14 protein-coding genes are annotated in these 22745 nt (G+C 70.3%); 11 read left to right on the forward strand and 3 right to left on the reverse strand.

The genetic code is table 11. The annotated features are described in order from the left end of the window. Positions 1–13: 13 nt before the first annotated feature. From E9536_RS20745 to E9536_RS20755, 3 genes are all read left to right on the forward strand, one after another. Positions 14–760, forward strand: a complete 747-nt coding sequence (locus E9536_RS20745) for a molecular chaperone (protein WP_136470523.1) — start codon at positions 14–16, stop codon at positions 758–760. Then, on the forward strand, positions 757–1788 hold the full coding sequence (locus E9536_RS20750; protein WP_042978050.1) for a fimbrial protein: 1032 nt from the start codon (positions 757–759) through the stop codon (positions 1786–1788). The genes E9536_RS20745 and E9536_RS20750 overlap by 4 nt, the downstream gene beginning before the upstream one ends. A gap of 99 nt (positions 1789–1887) precedes the next feature. Further along, the gene (locus tag E9536_RS20755) at positions 1888–3213 is read left to right on the forward strand and encodes a calcium-binding protein (protein ID WP_247873476.1); all 1326 of its coding nucleotides are present in this window, start codon (positions 1888–1890) and stop codon (positions 3211–3213) included. Positions 3214–3278: 65 nt separating this feature from the next. Here the strand turns inward: E9536_RS20755 and E9536_RS41495 are convergent, their stop codons facing one another. Both E9536_RS41495 and E9536_RS20760 read right to left on the reverse strand, forming a co-directional pair. Further along, positions 3279–3416: an HHHH-motif protein gene (locus E9536_RS41495; RefSeq protein ID WP_162923151.1), complete on the reverse strand. Its 138-nt coding sequence runs from the start codon at positions 3414–3416 to the stop codon at positions 3279–3281. A 48-nt stretch (positions 3417–3464) separates the two neighbouring features. Further along, the gene (locus E9536_RS20760; RefSeq protein WP_021163600.1) at positions 3465–3719 is read right to left on the reverse strand and encodes a hypothetical protein; all 255 of its coding nucleotides are present in this window, start codon (positions 3717–3719) and stop codon (positions 3465–3467) included. Positions 3720–4044: 325 nt separating this feature from the next. Between E9536_RS20760 and E9536_RS20765 the strand changes: the two genes are divergently transcribed. The 7 genes from E9536_RS20765 to E9536_RS20795 all read left to right on the forward strand — a co-directional run bounded on the left by E9536_RS20765 (position 4045) and on the right by E9536_RS20795 (position 10865). Then, entirely contained in the window at positions 4045–4701 is a 657-nt protein-coding gene (locus E9536_RS20765; RefSeq protein WP_027787449.1) for an RNA polymerase factor sigma-70, read from the forward strand. 108 nt (positions 4702–4809) lie between these two features. Further along, complete coding sequence (locus E9536_RS20770) at positions 4810–5052, forward strand: MbtH family NRPS accessory protein (RefSeq protein ID WP_021163602.1); 243 nt, start codon at positions 4810–4812, stop codon at positions 5050–5052. A gap of 45 nt (positions 5053–5097) precedes the next feature. Next, a complete protein-coding gene (locus tag E9536_RS20775) occupies positions 5098–6105 on the forward strand; it encodes a TauD/TfdA family dioxygenase (RefSeq protein WP_136470525.1) in 1008 nt (335 codons plus the stop codon). Beyond that, complete coding sequence (locus E9536_RS20780; protein ID WP_027787448.1) at positions 6105–6953, forward strand: ABC transporter ATP-binding protein; 849 nt, start codon at positions 6105–6107, stop codon at positions 6951–6953. Before E9536_RS20775 ends, E9536_RS20780 begins: the two co-directional genes overlap by 1 nt. Beyond that, a complete protein-coding gene (gene fhuB, locus E9536_RS20785; protein WP_136470526.1) occupies positions 6950–9040 on the forward strand; it encodes a Fe(3+)-hydroxamate ABC transporter permease FhuB in 2091 nt (696 codons plus the stop codon). The genes E9536_RS20780 and fhuB overlap by 4 nt, the downstream gene beginning before the upstream one ends. Continuing rightward, positions 9037–9837 (forward strand): siderophore-iron reductase FhuF, encoded by an 801-nt coding sequence (gene fhuF / locus E9536_RS20790; protein WP_059484560.1) that lies wholly within the window; start codon positions 9037–9039, stop codon positions 9835–9837. The genes fhuB and fhuF overlap by 4 nt, the downstream gene beginning before the upstream one ends. Beyond that, complete coding sequence (locus E9536_RS20795; protein ID WP_136470527.1) at positions 9834–10865, forward strand: iron-siderophore ABC transporter substrate-binding protein; 1032 nt, start codon at positions 9834–9836, stop codon at positions 10863–10865. Before fhuF ends, E9536_RS20795 begins: the two co-directional genes overlap by 4 nt. Positions 10866–11042: 177 nt before the next feature. On the opposite strand, the gene E9536_RS20800 is transcribed toward E9536_RS20795, so the two are convergent. Then, a complete protein-coding gene (locus tag E9536_RS20800) occupies positions 11043–12788 on the reverse strand; it encodes a cyclic peptide export ABC transporter (protein WP_060205557.1) in 1746 nt (581 codons plus the stop codon). A 272-nt stretch (positions 12789–13060) separates the two neighbouring features. Between E9536_RS20800 and E9536_RS20810 the strand changes: the two genes are divergently transcribed. Then, positions 13061–22744 (forward strand): non-ribosomal peptide synthetase, encoded by a 9684-nt coding sequence (locus E9536_RS20810; RefSeq protein WP_136470528.1) that lies wholly within the window; start codon positions 13061–13063, stop codon positions 22742–22744. Position 22745 lies beyond the last annotated feature (1 nt).

A 22745-nucleotide genomic window follows, 5' to 3' on the forward strand; every position in this document is an offset into this window, starting at 1 on the left:
CACGGATCCAGCGATGAAAAACTCCTTCTCCCTTTCCTTTCCGCGGCGCGCATGGTGCGCACTCGCGACCGCCGGTGCGCTTCTCGCGGGCGCCGCGCAGGCGGCGATCGTGCCCGATCGCACGCGCGTGATCTTCAACGAAGGCGAACAGGCGGCGGTCGTCACGATCACCAACAAGAGCACGACGTACCCGTATCTCGTGCAGTCATGGCTCGAGGACGCGAAGGGCAACAAGATCACGTCGCCGCTGATGGTCGTGCCGCCGCTGCAGCGCGTCGAGGCGAACGAGCGCAACGTGCTGCGGATCGCGAAGCTGCCGGGCACCGAGCTGCCGGCCGATCGCGAATCGGTGTTCTACCTGAACATCCGCGAAGTGCCGCCGAAGACCGATACGCCGAACACGCTGCAGATCGCGCTGCATACGCAGATGAAGCTGTTCTACCGGCCGAAGGCCGTGCAGCCCGCGCGCGACGAGGACTGGACGCTGCCGATGACGTTGCGCGTCGATGCGGCCGCGCACAAGCTCGTGTTCGACAATCCGACGCCGTATCACATCACGATCGTCGACGTGGCGGCGGGTGTGCAGAAGACGCACGTGCCGCTGGAGCCGGTGATGGTCAGCCCGATGAGCACGGCCGACGTGCCGTTCAAGGCCGCGACGCCCGCGACGCTGTTCGTCACGCACATCGACGATTACGGCGGCCAGGTGGCGGTCGAGTATGCGTGCGAGGCCGGTGCTTGCAAGAGCGTGAAGAAATGAGCAGCCTGCGACGAAACGGGATCGCATTGCGAACGCCGATGTGGCTCAGGTGGTGTGTGCTCGGACTGTTCTTTGCGCTGGCGCAGCCGGCGTGGGCAGTGCGCTGCATCGCAAACAACGGCGGTGTGTCGCTGACGGAAGCGATCGGCAATGTTGCGTCGTATCCGACCGATGCGCCGGATGGGTACGTGATCTGGGTGTCGCCGCCGCGCACGACGACGGGATACTGCTACAAGGATCTCGGCGGCAGAGAGAAGACGTACGGTGAATGGATCTATTTCTATGCGAACCCTGAAAAGCAGACCCCGGCTGCGTGGGGTCTCGAAATCGGCATTCGCTATCTTGGTCAAGATTACTTCGGCCGCAGCAGTCAGCCCGGAGATGGCGTACAGACGAAAACCTATGTGGAGGAATGTACGTTGAGCGACGCGGAGGTCAAGGCCGGGCGTTGCGAGAAGTTTCCGCTGAGCATCACCTATCAGGTCGTGGTGCGCAAGCGCGGCAACTGGTCGCAGCCGCCATCCGACATCTATGCGGTGTTCCAGTTCGATGGCAGGGGCGGTCTGAACTACATCAATCCGAGCTTTCGCTACAAGCTGAGCGGCCTGCAGAAACTGAAACCGACGCCTTGTCTCGTCGATGTGAAGGTCACGCCTGAACCCGGCATCGTGAAGTTCGGCCAGGTTCAGGCCACGGGCAATGGCTTCTTGCCAGCCGTGCCGCGCAAGTCGTTCAGTCTCGCGCTGACCAAGCAATGCAACGTGCCGGTGCGTGTGGACGGCTACTTCGAGACTTCGCAGACGGTGCAGAACGGGCTGCTCGTGCCGGATCCGAAGAGTAACTTCGGCATCGGCATCGAGGACCGAAACGGCAAGGCGATTGCGTTCAACGAACAGTTCGTGCTCGCCCAGATGCCGGGAAATGTGAACTACCAGAGCGTGACGCTCGATGCCGTTCTGAAGGCGTTCGGGCCGCCGAAGATCGGTCCGTTCAACGGCACGGCGACGATTCGGTTGTTTATCTACTGACGCATGCGAGCGCGGTCTGTGCGGGCATTTGCCGTGCAAGGCAGGCCGGCGGCCGAGCGTCTTTTTTCGGGGGAGACGGAGATGCATCTGAAGGGCACCATGGCAGCGACATTGTTCGTTGCGTCGACGGCAGGCGCGGTTCATGCGCAGACGGTATCGGCGGGCGGCTATTCGCTGACCGTGATCGGCGACCTGGGCGGGCCGCGCGACATGCAGTACAACGGGAATGCCGTCAGCGCGGACGGCAAGACGATCATCGGTTCCTACTGGAGCGACGCGCGGCCCGGTAACTCGATGGCCTTCTCGTGGTCGGCTGCGACGGGCTGGCAGCGGCTGGCGGCGCCGGCGAACGCCTATGACTCGATGGCACAGACGGTGTCGGGCGACGGGCAGGTGATCGGCGGCTCGATCAGTGCGCGCCAGGCGGAAAGCAGCAACCTCGATCGATGGGCGGTGCGATGGCCTGGCGACGGTCGCACACAAAAACTCGTTCCGGATACGGCGGGCTGGGGCGCATCGGTCGAAGTCGCGAACCTCGGCGGCACGAGGATGGCGGGCCGCTTTTCGACGATAGGCGTCTCGAATGCACGGTTCATGTGGGACCAGCCGAGGGGTTTCCGCCAGCTGCCACCCGGCGGCGACTATGTCGTGCAGCTCCTGTCGATGACCTCGTCCGGGAATGCAGCAGCGGGGTTCGCCGGCAATGTCGACGGCGTGTATGGCTCGCGTGCGCTCCTTTGGACAGAACGAATCGGTGAACGACTATTGCCGACGATCAACGCGGGCGTGGCGAGAATGGATCAGGCCCGTGGTGTGACCGAAGACGAACGGACGATCGCCGGCGCGCTTGGCACCCTGGTGGTTACGCCGGATGGACAACGGGTCGATTCGGAGGCCGTGCTGTGGACGAACGGCGGCGACAGCATCCAGCGGCTCGGTTTTCTCGACGGCGACGACAGTAGCTACGCGTTATCGATCAGCACGGACGGGCGGGTCGTCATCGGCACATCGAGCAACGGGCAGACCGGTGCCGAGCGCGTCTTCGTGTGGACGCCGCAAAGCGGCATGCGCAGCCTCGTTGCGTTGCTCGAAGCGGCCGGCCTGTCGGTCGGCACGCTGAACCTGGCCAACGTGATCGGTGTGAGCCCCGACGGGCAGACCATCACGGGGCAGGGCTATCGCGACGGCGATCCCGACTATCGGCCGCAGTTCTGGCAAGTGCACATCGATGCGGCGACCCTGCGCGCGTTGCAGCCGGCGAGCCCGGGCACCGACGCATTGCGGGTGCGGGCTTCGTCGCGCAAGGCGACGTCACGCATGCTGGCGGCGAAGCCGAACGCCGCGATGCAGCGAGGTGCCTGCCGCATGCCCGTCAGCCCGGCGCAGCTCGCGCGATGCCTGCCGCGGTTGCCGGCCGCACGCTGACGAGCGTGGTCGCACGCAGGTGAAGCGATGAAACAAGGCGCCGGTTTTCCGGCGCCTTGTTTCGTTTACCGCACCCAGCGACACATCCTGTGATGGTGATGGTCGAAGTGACACACGCGGTGCGGATGCGCTTCGGCGATGGCCGGCACGAGCACGGCGGCGGCGAGCGCCGTGACGGCGAGCGATTTCAGTAGCGTTTTCATGTTGCAGTCCTGATCGTTGAAAAATGAATCACGGGAAGAGGGAACGCCTTACCACTGCGGCCGCTGATCGTCGCGTCGGTCGTCCCGACGGTCATCGCGTCGGTCGTCCCGGCGGTCGTCATATCCGCGGGGATGCTGCGCTTCCCAGTCGCGGCGCTCCCAGTAGCGATTGCCGTCCCAGTAACGATCGCCATGCCAGCCGATCGTGACCTGAGCCGGGCCGGCAGGATAGGCGACGCACCCGGTCAGCATCACGCTCGACAGCGCGCCAGCCATGACAGCGGACAACACGATGGATTTCATGGTTTTCTCCCTTGGAAACAGCACCCCGATCGTACGAGCCCCCAAAATTTCACGTAGTAAGAAGTTGCTACCGCACATGACACGTGCAGGCGCTTTGTCAGACGCGTGAAAGATCGTGTCGGTGGGGCGCAGGCCGGTCGCGCCGTTCGGATTAGCCGATGACCACGTACCGAACCAGCCGCCGTGCGTCCCCTCCACCCGGGCAACGATTCCGTCAATTGTTCAGACAAATCCTGTCGACTGAAAGGGGCATTCAGTAATCAGATTGAGAATGATTTGCGTTTACGTTAAATTGCGCTATCTCGGAATTTGACGGAGCAGATCGATGGCGATGGCGGAAGTGCTCGACCGACCGGCGGCGGCAGCGGCGAACCCGTTCCTCGGCAGTCATCCCGACCGGCCGCCGCGTGCGCGCCGCGCCACGGAGCCCCGTGCGCAAGGCGCGTTGCTCGACGTGCTGATCTCGCATCGCGCGATGCTCGTGAACGTCGCGCGCGGCTTCGTCGGTTGTGCGAGCCGTGCCGAGGACGTCGTGCACGACGTGTTCGTGAAGCTCGTCGAATTCCCGAACCAGGATGCGGTACGCCAGCCGGTCGCGTACGTGACGCGGATGGTGCGCAATGCGTCGATCGACGCGTGCCGCCGGCAAAACCTCGAGAACGTCTATCACACGGAAGAGGACGACGGCTTCGACGTGCCGTCGCCCGAGCCGACGCCGGAAGCCGCACTGCTGACGCGCGATACGCTGCGGCGCGTGTGGGCCGCGCTCGACGACCTGCCGGCGCGCAGCCGCGCGGCCTTCGAGATGGTGCGGCTGCGCGAGGAGACGCTGCAGACCGCGGCGCGCGCGCTGAACGTGTCGCAGACGCTCGTGCATTTCATGGTGCGCGACGCGGAGCGCCACTGCGCGGAATGCCTCGACGCATGCCATCGCGGTGTCGCGTGCCCGGTGTTCCTGGGCGGCCGCACGCGGCGCCGGTAAGCGCGGGTAAAAAAACGCGCCGGCCAATCGTCTATCAGACAGGAGCGGCCGAAACCGCCGCTTTGCCATCCGCTTTGCCACTTTCAACCGCCTCAGCGATTTCCGATCATGACGCAAGCCACGACGCCTTCCGCCGACACCGACGATCTCGTCTATACGGTCGTCATCAATGACGAAGAACAGTATTCGATCTGGCCGACGTTCCGGCCCGTGCCGGCCGGCTGGCGCGAAGTGGGCGTGAGCGGCCCGAAAGCCGACTGTCTCGCGCACATCGAGACCGTCTGGACCGACATGCGCCCCGCAAGCCTGCGCCGCGCGATGGACGGCGAGCGCGCATCGCGCGCGTCGTGACCCGCCGCGCCGCGTGGGCGGCGCGCCACCTGAAGAGGACGTTGCATGACCCTGCTTTCGTTGCCGACGCTCGACGACCTGCGTATCGAGCCGGGGCTGCCCACCGTCGTGTCGCCGCGCGGCAGCGACGGGATGTCGATCGACGACGTCGCGCCGCTGGCGCGCGAGATCGCGGCCGACACGCTCGAACGGGCGGGCGGTGTGCTGTTCACGGGTTTTCACGTGCCGTCGATCGACGCGTTTCAGCAGTTCGCGGCGTCGTTCGGCGATCCGCTGATCGGCTATGAATACGCATCGACACCGCGCAGCCAGGTCGAGGGCGCCGTCTACACATCGACCGAGTACCCGCCGCACCGCGCGATTCCACTGCACAACGAGCAGTCGTATACGCGTGAATGGCCGCTGCGGATCTGGTTCCACTGCGCGCTCGCCGCGCCGAAGGGCGGGGCGACGCCGATCGCGGACAGCCGTGCCGTCTACCGTGCGCTCGATCCGGCGCTCGTCGCGCGTTTCGAGAAGCGCGAGCTGCTGTACGTGCGCAATTTCGGGCAGGGGCTCGACCTGCCGTGGCAGCAGTCGTTCGGCACCGACGAACCGGCCGAGGTCGAACGGATGTGCGCGGCGCGCGGCATCGAATGCGCGTGGCGCACCGATGATGACGGCGAGCTGCTGCTGCGCACGCGTGAACGCTGCCAGGCCGTCGCGCGCCATCCGCGCACCGGCGACCGCGTGTGGTTCAACCAGGCGAACCTGTTTCACCTGTCGGCGCTCGACGACGACATGCAGGAAGCGCTCGTCGACGCGGTTGGGCTCGAGAACGTGCCGCGCAACGTGTATTACGGCGACGGCGAACCGCTCGAAGCCGACGCGCTCGCGGAGATCCGCGGCGTGCTCGACCAGCAGCGCATCGTGTTCCCGTGGCGCACAGGTGACGTGCTGATGCTCGACAACATGCTGACCGCGCATGCGCGCGACCCGTTCGAGGGGTCGCGCAAGGTCGTCGTCGCGATGGCGCAGAGTTATACGGTCCCGCGCGACCGAACGGAGGATTGATGACGCGTAGTACCGCCGCGCTTGCCGCGCGCGGGCTGTCGGTGGGATATCGCGACCATGTCGTGATCGACGGGCTGGACCTGTCGATCGCGGCCGGCCGCGTAACCGCGCTGTGCGGACCGAACGGCTGCGGCAAGAGCACGCTGCTGCGCACGCTCGCGGGCTTGCAGCCCGCGCGTGCCGGCCATGTCGAAGTGAACGGGCAGCCGCTCGCGTCGTTTCGCCGTCGCGCGCTCGCGCGCGAGCTGACGATGCTCGCGCAGTTCAACCAGATTCCGTCGGGCCTGACGGTGCGCGAACTCGTCGCGTACGGGCGCTATGCGTACGGCGGCTTCCTGCGCGGCCTGTCGCGGGCCGACCATGCGGCGATCGACGAGGCGCTCGACACGAGCGGCCTCGCCGGCGATGCGGAGCGCGACGTCGGCGCACTGTCGGGCGGCGAGCGCCAGCGTGCGTGGATCGCGATGGCGCTCGCCCAGCAGGCGCCGATCGTGCTGCTGGACGAACCGACGACCTATCTCGACATCCATCACCAGCTCGACATCCTCGATGCGCTGCGCACGCTGAACCGCACGCGCGGGCTGACGATCGTCTGGGTGCTGCACGACCTGAACCAGGCGGCCGCATACAGCGACGAAATCGTGCTGATGCGCGCGGGCCGCCTCGTCGCTCAGGGCACGCCCGACGCGATGCTCGATCCGGCGCGGCTGCGCGCGGCGTTCGGCGTCGAGATGCTGAAGCTCGCGCATCCGCAGACGGGCGCACCGATGTGCGTGCCGGCCTACGGGCCGACAACCGACGGCGCGCCGCAGGCGGCCGGTGTCTTCGACCGGGATCTCGCCGTATGACCACGTTCGCGATGCGCAAGCGCCTCGCGGCGGCGGGGAGGGGCACGACATCGGGCCGGGCCGGTGCGATCGCGATCGGCCTCGTCGCGCTGATCGCGGCACTGGCGGCGCTGCGCGTCGCCCCCGATCTGCGCGTGTGGTGGAGCGCGGTGCCCGGCAGCGATGCCGCTGCGCTTGCGCACGTGTTCCTGTTCGACCTCAACCTGCCGCGCGTCGCGGCCGCGCTCGTCGCGGGCGGGTGCCTCGGCATCGCGGGCGCGCTGTTCCAGTCGCTCACGCGCAATCCGCTCGCGTCGCCTGATTTGCTCGGCGTGACGGGCGGCGCCCAGCTCGGCCTGCTCGCGGCGATGCTCGTGCCGGCGCTGGCCGGCGTCGCGTCGGTGCCGCTGCTGTTCGTGTGCGGGCTGGCCGCGGCCGCCTGCGCGATCGTCGCGGCCGGCGGCTGGCGCGCGACGCCGTTGCGTCTCGTGCTCGCGGGCAGCGTGTGCATGTTGCTGTTCGCCGCGCTGTCGACGCTCGTGCTCGCCTTCTTCGAGCAGAACATCGCGGGCGCCGCGCTGTGGACCAACGGCAGCCTGTACCAGCCGGGCGCGACGGGCCTCGCGCTCGCCGCGCGCTGGCTCGTCGTGCCGCTGATCGCATTGCCGTTCGTGATCCGGCCGCTGAATCCGCTCACGCTCGGCGACGACGCGGCGGCCGCGGCCGGCGTGCGCGTCGACGCGACGCGGCTCGCCGCGACGATCGTCGCGGTCGCGTTCACGAGCGTGGCCGTCAGTATCGCGGGCCCGCTGTCGTATGTCGGCCTCGTCGCCCCGAACCTGCTGCGCCAGGTGCGCGGCGCGCGCGCCGCGCGGCTCGGCGTGCTCGTGCCGCTGTCGGCGCTCGCGGGCGGTGCGCTCGTGCTCGTCACCGACAGCGCGGTGCTCGCGTCGGGGCTCGACGCCACGCTGTCGACCGGCGTCGCGATCGCGCTGGTCGGCACGCCGCTGATGCTGGCGATGATCCGGCGCGGCGCCGCGTGGTCGGGCGTGCTGCATGCGGATGCCGAACGCGCGGCGGGCGGCGGCTCGACGCGGCTCGTCGGCTGGCTCGAACGGCTTGGCTGGCCGCTGCGCACGGCGCTGTTCGTCGTGGCGGGCGTGCTGGCCGTGTTCGTCGGCGTGTCGGCCGGCCCCGAGTGGCTGTCGATCGCGCGCTGGTCCGCTGCGCTGTCCGGCCACGATGCGCTCGCGCTGATGCTGATCGACCTGCGCATGCCGCGGCTGCTGTGCGCGCTCCTCGCGGGCGCGCTGCTCGCGGTGAGCGGGGTCGCGATGCAAAGCGTCGTGCGCAATCCGCTCGCGGGCCCCGAAGTGCTCGGCGTCACGCAGGGTGCGGGGCTCGTCACGCTGTTCGCGTTGTCGACGTGGCCGCTGATGGGCCACGTGACGCTCGCGGCCGCCGCGCTGATCGGCGGCGGGCTGTCGCTCGCGATCACGCTCGCGCTGAATCACCGGCATCGCTATGCGCCGCTCGCGGTGGCGCTGACGGGGATCGTGATCGGCGCGTTGTGGACCACGCTCGCGCAATGGCTGATCACGCAGGAAAGCGTGCAGCCCGCGCGCTTCGTCGTGTGGCTCGTCGGCGGGACTTACGGCCGCAGCTGGGGCGAGGTGTCGATGCTGCTGCCGTGGTGCGTGCTCGCGGTGCCCGTGTTCGCATGGCTCGCGAAACCGCTCGACATGCTCGCGCTCGGCGACGACCAGGCGGCCGCGCTCGGCCTGCCGGTGGCCGTGCTGCGGCCGCTCGCGCTGACGATCGCGACGCTCGCCGCCTGTGCGGCCGTCGCGGCGGTCGGGCCGGTCGGCTTCATCGGGTTGATGGCGCCGCACGTCGCGACGATGCTCGGCGCGCGCCGGCACCGTACGCGGCTGTGGCTCGCGGCCGCGTGCGGCGCGCTGATCCTCGGTGTGGCGGACCTCGCGGCGCGCACGGTCGTCGCGCCGCGCGAAGTGCCGGCCGGCGTGCTGACCGCGCTGATCGGCGCGCCGTACCTGCTCGGGCTCCTGATCCTCGAGGGGCGCCGCGCCCGGCGCGCGGGGCGATGACGCTGCCGCTCGACGGCGCGCGCGCCACGCGTTTCTCGGCGTTCGCGCCCGAACCGTTCGCCGACCATCTCGACGTCGTCTGGCTCGGTTTGCCCGACGACGCGCACGCGCCGGGCCGCCTCGTCGTGCCGGTCAGCGCGTTGCCCGCGCACCGCGACATCGTGCTCGACGCGATGGTCCGCCATTACGGCGGCGATCCGGCGCAGCACGCGCGCGCGCTGATGTCGCAATGGAGCAAATACTATTTCGGCCGCGCGGCGCCGGCCGGCGTCGTCGCCGCGCTGACGCTCGGCCGGCCGCTCGACATGACACCCGAGCGCACGTTCGTCGCGCTCGACGACGGGATGCCCGCCGCGCTGTATTTCACGCACGATGCGCTCGGCGAACCCTGCGACGACCCGGCGCCACGCTACGCGGGCCTCGTCGCGCATCTCGGCGCGGTGATCGACCTGCTCGCGGCGATGGGGCGCGTCACGCCGCGCGTGCTGTGGAGCAACGCGGGCAACCTGCTCGACTATCTGCTCGATACGTATCGTGCGCTGCCATGCGTGGCCGATCCGGTGCGCGACGCCGGCTGGCTGTTCGGTGCGACATGCTTTGCGTGCGAACCGAATCCGTTGCGCATGCCCGTGCGCGATGCGGTGCCGCGTTCGGCGCTGCTGCCCACGCCGTTCCGCGCGCGACGCGTGTGCTGCCTGCGCTATGAAATTCCTGGAGAAACGCAACTGTGTGGAAGCTGCCCCCTGCTACTGACGATGGACGACGCGGCGCTGGCCGAGCAGGACGCGATCCGGTGACGAATGCCGGCCGCCGGCACGCACTTGGCGCAATCGGCGCACTCGCGGCGCTCGGCGCCGCGTGTTGCGGCGCGCTGTCGGCCTCGTCCGGCGCCGTTGCCGCGGCCCTCGATGCACATCGCGCGCAGGGTGCGGTATCGCTGGCCGGCAATCCCGTCGTGTCGCAGGCGAGCGCGACGATGCCGGTGCGGCCGCAGCGCGTGGTCGCGCTCGACTTCATGTTCGCGGAAAGCGTGATCGCGCTCGACATCGTGCCGGTCGGGATGGCCGATACGGCGTTCTATCCGGGCTGGCTCGGTTATCAAAGCGACCGGCTCGCCAGCGTGACCGACATCGGTTCGCGCCAGGAGCCGGGCCTCGAAGCAATTGCGGCGGTCAAGCCCGATCTCATCATCGGCGTCGGCTTCCGTCATGCGCCGATTTTCGATGCGCTCGACCGGATCGCGCCGACGATCCTGTTCCAGTTCAGCCCGAACGTGTCGGATGGCGGCGTGCCGGTGACGCAGCTCGACTGGATGCGGCAGATCTTCCGGACGATCGGTGCGGTCACGGGGCGCGACGCGCGCGCGCAGGCGGTCGATGCGCAACTCGACGCGGGCATCGCGCGCAATGCGGCGCGGCTCGCGGCCGCGGGCAGGAAAGGCGAGCGCATCGCGCTGCTGCAGGATCTCGGCTTGCCCGATCGCTACTGGGCCTATACGGGCAACAGCACGTCGGCGGGCCTCGCGCGAGCGCTCGGGCTCGATCCGTGGCCGAAGAAACCGACGCGGGAAGGCACGCTGTACGTGACGTCGGCCGATCTGCTCAGGCAGCGCGAGCTGGCCGTGCTGTTCGTGACCGCATCGGGCATGGACGTGCCGCTGTCCGCGAAACTCGATTCGCCGGTGTGGCGTTTCGTCCCCGCGATGAAGGAACGCCGGATCGCGCTGATCGAACGCAATATCTGGGGGTTCGGCGGGCCGATGTCGGCGCTGAAACTGGCCGACGTGATGACCGACACGATGCTGAAGCTGCCGGCCGTGCGTTGAGTGTGCGGCGGTCGATGCCGCCCGCGCGGGCAGGGTGTGGCGGTAGACCCGACTCGCGCTGGACGGCCGGGGCATTGCGACGATCGCGCCGCGCGCCACCAACATTTCCTTCTGAAACGAATATCGCCGGTGCGCTGCCATTGCAGCCCACCGGCGATTTTTTCATCGACTGCCGGATTACGCGCTCAGCGCGTCGACGCCATCCTGCGCGCGTGACCGCGCGGGCATCGTGTCGCTGACGATGCGTCCGTTGTCGAGCTTCAACAAACGGTCGGCGAGATCGAAGTAGCGGTCGTCGTGCGTGATCACGATCACGGCCTTGCCGCGCGCGCGCAGCTCGGGCAGCAGTTGTTCGTAGAACACGGCCTTGAACGACGGATCCTGGTCGGCCGCCCATTCGTCGAACAGGTAGAACGGCCGGTCCTCCAGGTACGCGACGACGAGGGCGAGCCGCTTGCGCTGCCCGGTCGACAGCGCGCGGGTCGAGAACGCGCCGTCGACCACCTTCACCTTGTGATCGAGCGCGAGCTTCGCGACGAGCGCGTTCGCGCGCGCATCGGCCTGCGCGCGGGACGGATCGTCGGGGTCGACGATGCCGAGCAGCGCGTCGAACAGGTGGAAATCGTTGAACACCGCGCTGAAGCGCTGCCGATAGGCGGCGCGCTCGCGCCAGCCGATCGGGCGGCCGTCGACCTCGATCGTGCCTTCCTCCGGTTCGTAAAGCCCCGTCAGCACTTTCGCGAGCGTCGTCTTGCCGCTGCCGTTGCCGCCGACGATGAACACGAGCTCACCCGGCCTGATCGTCAGGTCGATCGGCCCGACGCTGAACATCCGTTCGTCGCGTTCGTGGAAGTACGCATGCGTGACGCCGCGCAGCGTGACGGCGCCGGCCGGCGGCACGTCGGGTGCGTCGGCCGCGGGGGGCACCGTGCGCAGCGCGCCGAATTCGGCCATCACGCCTTCGATCCGCGTCAGCGACACGCGTGCCGCGTTGACGGTCGGCAGGTTGTTCAGCAGCCCGTCGAGCGGCACGAGCATGAACAGGAACACGACGACGTAGCCGGCGGCCGCGGCCGGATCGGCATGCACGCCGAGCTGCGGCCAGAACGACGCGACGCCGAGGAACGCATAGAACAGGAAGATGATCCAGCCGACGCCGACCGCGTACGCGCTGAACGCGCGGCGGCGGTGGTCGCGCACTTCACCGATCGCGGCGCCGAGCTGGCCGTCGACGAACTGTCTTGCGCGTTCATCGTGCAGCTTCAGCTCCTTCGCGCCGGAAAACAGCGAGCCGAGATAACCGAACAGGCGGTCCTGCGCCTGGCCGGCCGCTTCGAGCGACGCGATCGCGCGACGGTCGCCGGTGTGATAGCCGAGCGAGCCGGCGACGATCGCGGCCAGCGCCAGCAGGCACACCGGCCATGACAGCCACGCGAGATAACCGAGGCAGCCGAACACGATCGAGCCGTGCATGACCAGGTTCGGCAGCGCGAAGAACAGCATCGACACGTTGGTCGCGTCGTCGGTCAGCACCGACTGCACGGGCGCCGCGCCGATCCGCTCGATGTCGCGCAGCTCGGCCGCGCCGACGCGCCGCGCGAGATGCACGCGCAGCCGCGCCATCGTGTCCTGCGACAGGCGCGCGAACAGCGTGCCCGACACGATCCGGGTGACGAGCGCGATCACCGCGCACAGCGCGAAGCGCCACGCGAGCGACGCGTCGGCCGCGCCCGGCTGCGACAGCGCGCGGTTCAGCGTCGCGACGAGCAGCACGCTCGCGACGCCGTTCAGCACGCACGCGGTGAGCGCCAGCGCGAGCGACGCGCGGCTTTCGCGCAGCAGCGCGAGGATCAGCCGCGCCGCGGGGCGGGCGGGGGAGGCGTCGAGGGACGGCGGGGAAGAAGGCTCGTGGGCAGCGGTCATCGGCAACGTCGGTAAAGGGAAGGCAGGCGAAAACGCCAGAACGGCAAAACTGGCGCGAAAGCGGCGGGCGAGGCGGGGCCCCGTTGCGGCTTTCCTCCCTGATAGACGAACGGGCCGCGCAAATATTTAGCCGCACGTTCAAAAAAAGCGTCCGCCCGCACTTTGCGCACAAAACGGTAAAAAATCGGCCGCGCCGTTCGTCACACCAGTGAAGCCGCCCCAAGCGGCCCCGAGACTTGGCCGAAGCGGCCGGACCGAAGGACTTCACGCACATGACGAGTTTCCCGACTGCGCTGCATCACCGAATCCGCGAACTGGCGCGCATCGCGCCCGACGCGCCTGCAATCGCGGCACCTTTCCAGAACGGCTTGCGCCTGTCGCGCGGCGCGCTCGACGCGCGGGCGTCGCGGCTGGCCCGGCAACTGCGCGCGGCCGGTGTCGGCGCGGAAGTGCGGGTGGGCGTGTGCGTCGAGCGTTCGTGCGAACTGTTCGTCGCGCTGCTGGCCGTGCTGAAGGCGGGCGGCGTGTTCGTGCCGCTCGACCCGCGCCATCCGGCCGCGCGCCTCGACTGGATCGTCCGGGATGCCCAGTTGCGGCACGGCATCGTCGACGCGGCCGGCCGCGCGGCGCTCGGCGCGCCGTTCGAGCACGCGTTCGACGCGGCAGCCGATGCGGCGGACGGCCGGGAGGTCGCCGAGGATGACGAGGCGGCGCCCGTCCACCCGCGTGCGGCCGCCTACATGATCTACACGTCGGGTTCGACCGGCACGCCGAAGGCGGTCGTCGTCGAACACGGGCCGCTCGCCGCGCACTGCGACGCGCTCGCGGCCGCGCTGCCGATCGAGGCCGGCGACCGCCTGCTGCATTTCGCGTCGGTCAATTTCGATGCCGCGCACGAGTGCTGGCTCGCGCCGCTCGCGACCGGCGCGAGCATCGTCGTCGCACCGCCGCAGCCGTTCGCGCCGGATGCCGCGCATGCGCTGATGGTGAGCGAAGCGGTCAACGTGGCGGCGTTCCCGCCTGCGTACCTGCGCGAATTCGCCGCGGTGGCCGCGCGCGACGGCGTGCCGCCGGCGCTACGCGTACTCGCGTTCGGCGGCGAAGCGCTGCCGCAGCAGGCATTCGAATTCGTGCGCCGCACCTTCCCGTCGGTACGCCTGATCAACGGTTACGGGCCGACCGAGGCCGTGATTTCGCCGATGCTGTGGCCGGTCGAACCGGGCGAGACGCCCGCGCTGGCCGCCGACGATGCGTATGCGTCGTTGCCGATCGGCCGCGTGATCGGCCCGCGCGTCGCGCGCGTTGACGGTGGCGAGGGCGACGGCGTGGGCGAATTGCTGCTGGGCGGCGTCTGCGTCGCGCGCGGCTATCACGGCCGCCCGGCGCTGACGGCCGAACGTTTCATTCCGGATGCCGACGGCGAACCCGGTGCGCGCGTGTACCGTACCGGCGACCTCGCCCGGCTGCGCGACGACGGCGCATTCGACTATCTCGGCCGCCTCGACGACCAGGTCCAGGTACGCGGCGTGCGCGTGGAGCCGGCCGAAATCGCCGCGTGCCTGCGCTCTCATCCGGCCGTGGCCGACGCGGCCGTGGTCGCCGAAACCGGCAATGGGCCGACGCGCCTGATCGCGTGCGTCGCACTGCGCGCGGCGGCCGACGATGCGGCGCTCAAGGCGCACGTGGCCGAGCAACTGCCGGCCGCATGGCAGCCGCACCGGTTCGTGCGTTGCGATGCGCTGCCGTATACGTTGAACGGCAAGATCGACCGTGCCGCGCTGCGCGAGAAGATTGCCGCCGCGCGCGACACGACGCAAGGTGGCGGCGACGCACCGCGCACGCCGACCGAACAGCAGCTCGCCGGCCTCTGGCAGACGCTGCTCGGCCTCGATGCCGCACCGTCGCGCGACGATCGCTTTTTCGCGCTGGGCGCCGATTCGCTCGCCGCGATGCAGTTGCAGGCCGCGATCCGTGCCGCGGTACGCGTGAACCTGCGGCTCGATACGCTGTTCGCCGATCCGGCGCTCGCGGAACTGGCCGAAGCGGTCGATCGTGCGGAACGCGAAACCGGCGAACCGCTGGCCGCGATCGCCGCGCGCCGTTTGACGACGGATGCGGCCGATGCTGCCGCGGCATGCGCGCCGTACGTCGATCGCGCCGCCTCGCTCGCGCAGCAACGTTTCTGGGTGCTCGCGCAAACGCGTGACGCGAGCGCCGCCTATCACATCGCCGCGCACTGGACGATCGACGGCACGCTCGATCGCGACGCGCTGCAACGCGCGCTCGATCACGTGATCGGCCGGCACGAGGCATGGCGCACGACGCTCGTCGACAACGACGACGGCGTGGTGATGCAGCGGATTCATGCGCATCTGCCGGTGTCGATCGCCGACGTCGACCTGCGCGACCAGCCGCCCGCCGCCCGCGACGCCCAAGCCGCGCGCCTTGCCGAGCGCGAGGCGGCCGAACCGTTCGACCTCGCGCGCGGCCCGCTGCTGCGCGCGACGCTGGTCGCGCTCGCGGGCGACCGTCACCGCCTGCTGCTGACCGCCCATCACGCCATCACCGACGGCTGGAGCTCGCGCTGCGCGTTCGACGAACTGTCGGCCGCCTATCGCGCATATGCGGAAGGCCGCGCGCCGTCGCTGCCCGATCTGCCGATCCAGTACGCCGACTATGCGGACTGGCAACGCGACATGCTGGCCGGCGGCGAGGGTGAACGTCAGCTCGATTACTGGCGCGACGCATTGCGCGACGTGCCGGGCCCGCTCGCGCTGCCGGTCGACCGCCAGCCGGGCGCGGCGCGCACGCTGCAAGGCGCGCGCGTGTCGGTGCGGCTGCCCGACGCGGTCGCGGCCGACGTGCGGCAACTCGCGCGCGACGCGCAGGCGACCGTCTTCACGGTGCTGCTGGCCGCGCTCGACGCATGGCTGTCGCGCCTGACCGGCGCAACGGATGTCGTGGTCGCGGTACCGGTCGCGCATCGTCAGCGCCCCGAAACGCGTGCGCTGCTGGGCCTGTTCCTGAATACGGTCGCGCTGCGCGTGCGGGTGGCGCCGACGCTGCCCTTCCGCGCGCTCGTCGATGCGGCGCGCACGGCGGCGCTCGACGCGGTTGCCCACCAGGACGTGCCGTTCGAGCGTGTCGTCGATGCGGTGAAGCCGCCGGTCAAGCGCGGCGACGAATGGCTGCGCGTGAAATTCGCGCAGCAGTTCGACGCGCGGCACGACAGCGTGCTGCCGGGCGCGACGGCCGTTGCGACGCCGGGCCCCGATCTCGCCGCACGCTTCGACTACGCGGTGGATTTCACCGACGACGCGAACGGCATCGAACTGGTCGCGGCCTATGCGACCGACTGCATCGATGCGGACACCGCGCGCGCGTGGCTCCACAGCTACGCGGCGCTCGTCGGTGCCGCCGCGCGCGATCCGCACCAGACGACGGCCGTCCTGCCGTGCGACGCGTCGGCCGCTGCGCGCCAGCCGCGCGACGGCCGTGCGCTGCGCATCGAACATGCCGACATCGTCGCCGCGTTCGCGCGGCAGGCGGCCGCGTATCCGCATCGCGTCGCGCTTGCCGACGCGTCGGCGTCGCTGACGTTCGGCGAACTCGACGACGCATCGAACCGCATCGCACGCGCGCTGTCCGGGCGAGGCGTGGGCGCCGAAGCGCCGGTGATCGTCTGCATCGAACGCTCCGCGCGCTTCGTCGTCGGCCTGCTCGGCGCGCTGAAGGCCGGCGCGCTCGCCGTGCTGCTCGATCCCGCGCAGCCGGCCGCCCGGCTGGCCGCGGCGGCAGCCGACTGCGGCGCGCGCTGGGCGCTCGTCGCGGATACCGCGGCGTGGCCGGCCGGCATCGACGCGCAGCCGCTCGACGTCGACACGCTCGCGCAGGACGCAACACTCGCGGCCGGCGTGCGCGTCGCGCCGCACCCGGAACAGGGCGCTTACCTGATCTATACGTCGGGCTCGACCGGCACGCCGAAGGGTGTCGTCGTGTCACACGGCGCGCTGGCCGATTACGTGCAGGGGATGCTCGACGAACTCGCGTTCGCACCGGACGCATCGTTCGCGATGGTATCGACCGTCGCGGCCGACCTCGGTCACACGACGCTGTTCGGCGCGCTGTGCGCGGGCCGCACGCTGCACCTGCTGCCGGCCGCGTGCGCGTTCGATCCGGACCTGTTCGCCGACGAGATGCGCCGCCGGGACGTCGGCGTGCTGAAGATCGTGCCGAGCCACCTGCAGGCGCTGCTCGACGCGCGCGTGCCGGCCGACGTGCTGCCGCGCCATGCGCTCGTGACCGGCGGCGAAACGCTGACGTGGGCGCTCGTCGCGCGCCTGGCCGCGCTTGCGCCGGCCTGTCGCGTGATCAACCACTACGGGCCGACCGAAGCGACGGTCGGTGCGATCGCGTGCGATACGGCGTCGATCGCCGCCGATGCGCGCGATCCCGCGAGCGGCGTGCCGCTTGGCCTGCCGCTGCCGAATGCGCGCGCGCTGGTGCTCGACGCGTTCGGCGCGTGCGTGCCGGCCGGCGCGACGGGCGAGCTGTATCTGGGCGGGCCGGGCGTCGCGCGCGGCTACCTGGGGCGCCCGGCGCAGACCGCCGAGCGCTTCGTGCCCGATCCGTTTACGCCCGGTGCGCGGCTGTATCGCTCGGGCGACCGCGTCCGGTTGCGCGCCGACGGCCGTCTCGCGTTCCTCGGCCGCATCGACGACCAGGTGAAGATTCGGGGCTACCGTGTCGAACCGGGCGAGGTGAGTGCGGCCGTGCGTGCGGCCGGGCCGGTCGCGCAGGCCGAAACGCTCGCGATCGAACACGATGGCCGCCTGCGGCTCGCGACGTTCGTCGTGATGCGCGACGGCGCGACCTTCGACGAGGCCGCCGTGCGTGCGGCGCTTGCCGCGAAGCTGCCCGACTACATGGTGCCCGCGCAGTTCGTCGCGCTCGCACGCCTTCCCGTGACCGCGAACGGCAAGATCGATCGCGCCGCGTTGCGTGAACAGGCGGCCGCGCCGGTCGCGACGGCGCCCGGGAATGCGCCGCAGGGCGCGGTCGAAACGGTGCTCGCCGAAGTCTGGCAGGCCGTGCTGAAGGCGCCGCAGGTCGGCCGCGACGACAACTTCTTCGAACTCGGCGGCGATTCGATCCTCGTGCTGCAGGTGATCGCCCGTGCGCGCAAGCGCGGCGTGCGCTTCACGCCGAAGCAGCTGTTCGACGGCCCGACGGTCGCCGAACTCGCACGCATCGCGAAGACGGAGGACGTGGCTGCCGCCGCCGCCGTCGCGCAGCCTGCGGCCGGATCTGCTGCCGGCGCACCGGAGGCAGCGCAGGTCCTGACGCCCGCGCAGCAGCGCTTCTTCGCGCTCGACATCCCGCGCCCGGGCCACTGGAACCAGTCGGTCGCATTCGACGTGCGCGGGCCGTTCGACGCCGATGCGTTCGCGCGCGCCTTCGACGCATTGCTGACGCATCACGACGCATTCCGCCGGCGTTTCGCACGCGGCGCGGACGGCACGTGGCACGCCAGCGATGCCGCGAAACCGTACGACGCGCTGCCGTTCGTCGAAGTCGCCGCACGCGACGAAGCCGACGCGCTCGCGCGCTTCGACGCGTTGCAGCGCCGCCTCGACCTCGGTCGCGGGCCGCTGGCCTGCGCATGCGCGGCTCGCTTGCCGGACGGCTCGACGCAGCTCTATCTGGCGATTCACCATGCGATCGTCGACGGCGTGTCGTGGCGCATCCTGCTCGACGACCTGGACTCGGCCTACCGCGCGGCATGCGAGCGCACGCCCATCCGGCTGTCGCAGCCGGGCCTGCGCGCGGATGCCTGGGCGTCGCGGCTGGCCCGTGCGGCGACGGAACCGGCATCGCCGTTCGCGGCCGAGGCGACGTACTGGGCCGGCATGGCGCAGGGTGACGACGTCGTGCCCGACCATCCCGACGCGACGGCGACGAACGCCGATGCAGCCGTCGTCGTGCAGACGATCGACGCGGCATTGACCCGCGCGGCGCTGACCGATGCGCATGCCGCCTATCGCACGCAGACGATCGAATTGCTGGGTGCCGCGCTCGCACTGGCGCTGGCCGGCGCGAGCGGCGCCGCCTCGTGCCGTGTCGAACTGGAAGGGCATGGCCGCGAGGCGCTGTTCGACGATGCCGATGCGAGCCGCACGATCGGCTGGCTGACGAGCCATTACCCGGTGACACTGCCGGTCGCGGCCACCGCGCGCGACACGCTGTGCGCGGTCAAGGACACGTTGCGCGCCGTGCCGCACAAGGGGCTCGGCTTCGGCGTGCTCGCGCACTACGGCGATGCGGCGACGCGCGCGGCGCTCGCCGCCGTGCCGCGTCCGCGCGTCACGTTCAATTATCTCGGCCAGTTCGACGCCCCGCGCGATGCCACGCTCGTGCCGCGCTTCGGCGGCACCGGCGTCGAGCGCGATCCGCAAGGTCCGCTCGGCAATGCGCTCGCGATCCACGCGTACCTCGATACGGATCGCCACGGCGCACGCACGCTGAAAGTGCACTGGGTCTACGGTGCACCGCAATTCGAGCGCACGACGATCGACGCATGTGCCGAACGCTTCGCGGCGGCGCTGCGCGAGCTCGTCGATGCGTGTGCGTCACGCGTCGCGCATCGCGGCGCCGGCGCGACGCCGGGCGATTTCCCGCTCGCGCAGGCCGCCGGTCTCGCGCAGGCCGCGATCGAACGCACGCCGCTCGACTGGCGCACGATCGACGACGTCTATCCGCTGTCGCCGATGCAGCAGGGCATCCTGTTCCATGCGCTGTTCGCACCCGGTCACGCCAGCTACGTGAACCAGCTCGTCGCGACCGCGGCCGCGCTCGATGCCGACCGGCTCGTCGCCGCGTTCGAAGCGTCCGTCGCGCGCCACGACATCCTGCGCACGAGCGTGATGCCGGACGAAGCCGCGCCGCTGCAGTGCGTGCATCGCCACGCCCGGATGCCGGTCGAACAGCTCGACTGGCGCACGCGCGGCGACACGCTCGACGCCGATTTCGACGCATGGCTCGCGGCCGATCGCGCACGCGGCTTCGACTGGCGCGAGCCGCCGTTGATGCGCGTCACGCTGATCCGCGTGACCGACGACGCATGGCGCGTCGTGTGGACGCGTCACCACGTGCTGCTCGACGGCTGGAGCACCGCGCGCCTGCTGGCCGACGTGCTGCGCGACTATCGCGACCCGGACGCCGTATCGCCGTTCGCGAGCCGCCCGGCACTCCGGTATCGCGACTTCATCGCCTGGCTCGGCACACGCGACCGCGACGCCGACGAACGCTTCTGGACCGAACGCCTCGCACGACTCGACGCCCCGACGCTGATCGCGGACCGCACGGCCGACCGTGCGGATGCCGACATGGTCACGTGGCGCGCGACGCTCGATGCCGACGCGATGACGCGTGTCGCGCAGACGGCACGGGCGCTGAAGCTGACCGTCAACACGCTGGTGCAGGGCGCATGGGCGCTCGCGCTGCAACGGATGACGCACCAGCCGGCCGTCGCGTTCGGCGCGACCGTCGCAGGCCGTCCCGACGCACTCGCGGACGTCGATTCGGTGCTCGGCCTCTTCATCAACACGGTGCCGGTGATCACCGCGCCGGCGCCGCAGCAACGCGCGGCCGACTGGCTGCAAGCCCTGCAACGCGACAACGCGGCGGCCGCCGAGCACGCGCATACGCCGCTTGCCGACATCCAGCGCTGGGCGCGCGGCGCGGGCGGCGCACTGTTCGACACGCTGGTCGTGTTCGAGAACTACCCGGTCGACGACACGGCGCGCGACGCCGATCCGCGCGCGCTGGTTTTGAACGGCGTGCACAGCATCGAAGCCACCGATTTCGCGCTGACGCTCGTGATCGAGAGCGGCGCCGAGCTGACGATCGACTACGGCTACGACACCGCGCGCGTCGATGCGCGGCAGGTCGAAACCTGGCACCGCGCGTTCGCCTGCGCACTCGATGCGCTGGCCCGCACGCCGGATGCGCTGCTCGGCACACTGTCGATCGCCGACGACGCCACCCGCGACGCACTGGCGCGGGCGCAGGACACCGCGCGCACATGGCCGGCTTCGCAACGGCAGCCGCTGCACCTGCAATTCGCCGATGCGGCGCGGGCGACGCCCGACGCGATCGCGCTCGAATACGCGGACGTTCACGGCGGCGTGCATCGCGCGACCTATCGCGAGCTCGACGTCGGTACGTCGCGCATCGCGGCCGCGCTGCGCCGGCGCGGCGTGCGGCCCGATACGCCGGTCGCGCTGTGCGTCGAACGTTCGTTCGACATGGTGATGGCGCTGGTCGGCGTGCTGAAGGCCGGCGCGGCCTACCTGCCGGTCGATCCCGACTATCCGGCCGAACGCATCGCGTATCTGCTGCGCGACGCGCGGCCGGCCGTCGCGATCACCCAGGCCCATCTGCGCGAGCAGGTCGAGGCGGCGCTGGGCGACGGCGCAACGACGCAGTTGCTGACGGTCGCGGACCTGCTGGCCGATGAAACCGTCGACGAAACGGTCGACGACAACGCCGGCGTGACCGCCGAGGTCGACGACGCACAGCTTGCCTACCTGATCTACACGTCCGGCTCGACCGGCAAGCCGAAGGGCGCCGGCAACACGCACGGCGCGCTCGCGAACCGGATCGCGTGGATGCAGCACGCGTACCGGCTGACGCGCGACGACGTCGTGCTGCACAAGACGCCGTTCGGCTTCGACGTGTCGGTGTGGGAATTCGTGTGGCCGCTGGCGATCGGCGCGAAGCTCGCGATCGCCGCGCCCGGCGACCATCGCGATCCGGCGCGTCTCGCGGCCGCGATCCATGCGCACGGCGTGACGGTGCTGCACTTCGTGCCGTCGATGCTCGCCGCGTTCGCCGCGCATCTCGACGATTTCGCGGCCGCCGCGCAATGCGACAGCGTGCGCCTGATCGTCGCGAGCGGCGAGGCGCTCGCGCCCGAACTTGTCGAGAAAATGGCGCGGCTGCTGCCGTACGCGACGCTCGTCAACCTGTACGGGCCGACCGAGGCCGCGATCGACGTGTCGCACTGGACGTGCGGCCCCGACGACGCGCAGGCGGTCGCGGTGCCGATCGGCCATCCGATCGCGAACCTGCAATTGCACGTGCTCGATGCCGCATGGCAGCCGGTGCCGGCCGGCGCGACCGGCGAACTGTATCTCGCGGGCGCGGGCCTCGCGCGCGGCTATCTCGGCCGTCCGGCGCTGACCGCCGAGCGCTTCGTGCCCGATCCGTTCGTACCGGGCGCGCGCATGTACCGCACGGGCGACCTCGCGCGACGGCGTGCGGACGGTGCGCTCGACTACCTCGGCCGCGTCGATACGCAGGTCAAGCTGCGCGGCCAGCGGATCGAGCCGGGCGAGATCGAGGCGCTGCTGCGCGCGGCGCCCGGCGTCAACGATGCGGTCGTGATCGTGCGCGACGAGCAACTGGTCGGTTATGTCGCACGCGGCGATGCGGCCCCGCTCGACCGGGCGGCGCTGCTCGACTCGCTGCGCGCGCAACTGCCAGCCTACATGGTGCCGTCGCAGCTGGTCGAACTCGACGCGTTGCCCGTCACGCCGAACGGCAAGTGCGACCGCCATGCGCTGCCCGCGCCGGTACGCGAGACGGCGGCCGAAGCGGCACTCGCGACCGACACGGAACGCACGCTCGCCGGGATCTGGCAACGCGTGCTGCACGTGGACGCGATCGGCCGCGACGGCGACTTCTTCCTGCTCGGCGGCCATTCGCTGCTCGCGACGCAGGCCCATGCGCAGGCGAACCTGCATTGGGGGCTCGCGTTGCCGCTGCGCACGCTGTTCGACACGCGCACGCTGGCGCGTTGCGCGGAAGCGATCGATGCGGCCTGCGCGGCACGCGGCGCGACCGATGCGGCGAGCGCGATCGACGCGCTGCTCGGCGAACTGGAAACCCAATAAG

The sequence above is a fragment of the Burkholderia sp. LS-044 genome, from assembly GCF_004803625.1.
Lineage (GTDB): Bacteria > Pseudomonadota > Gammaproteobacteria > Burkholderiales > Burkholderiaceae > Burkholderia > Burkholderia cepacia.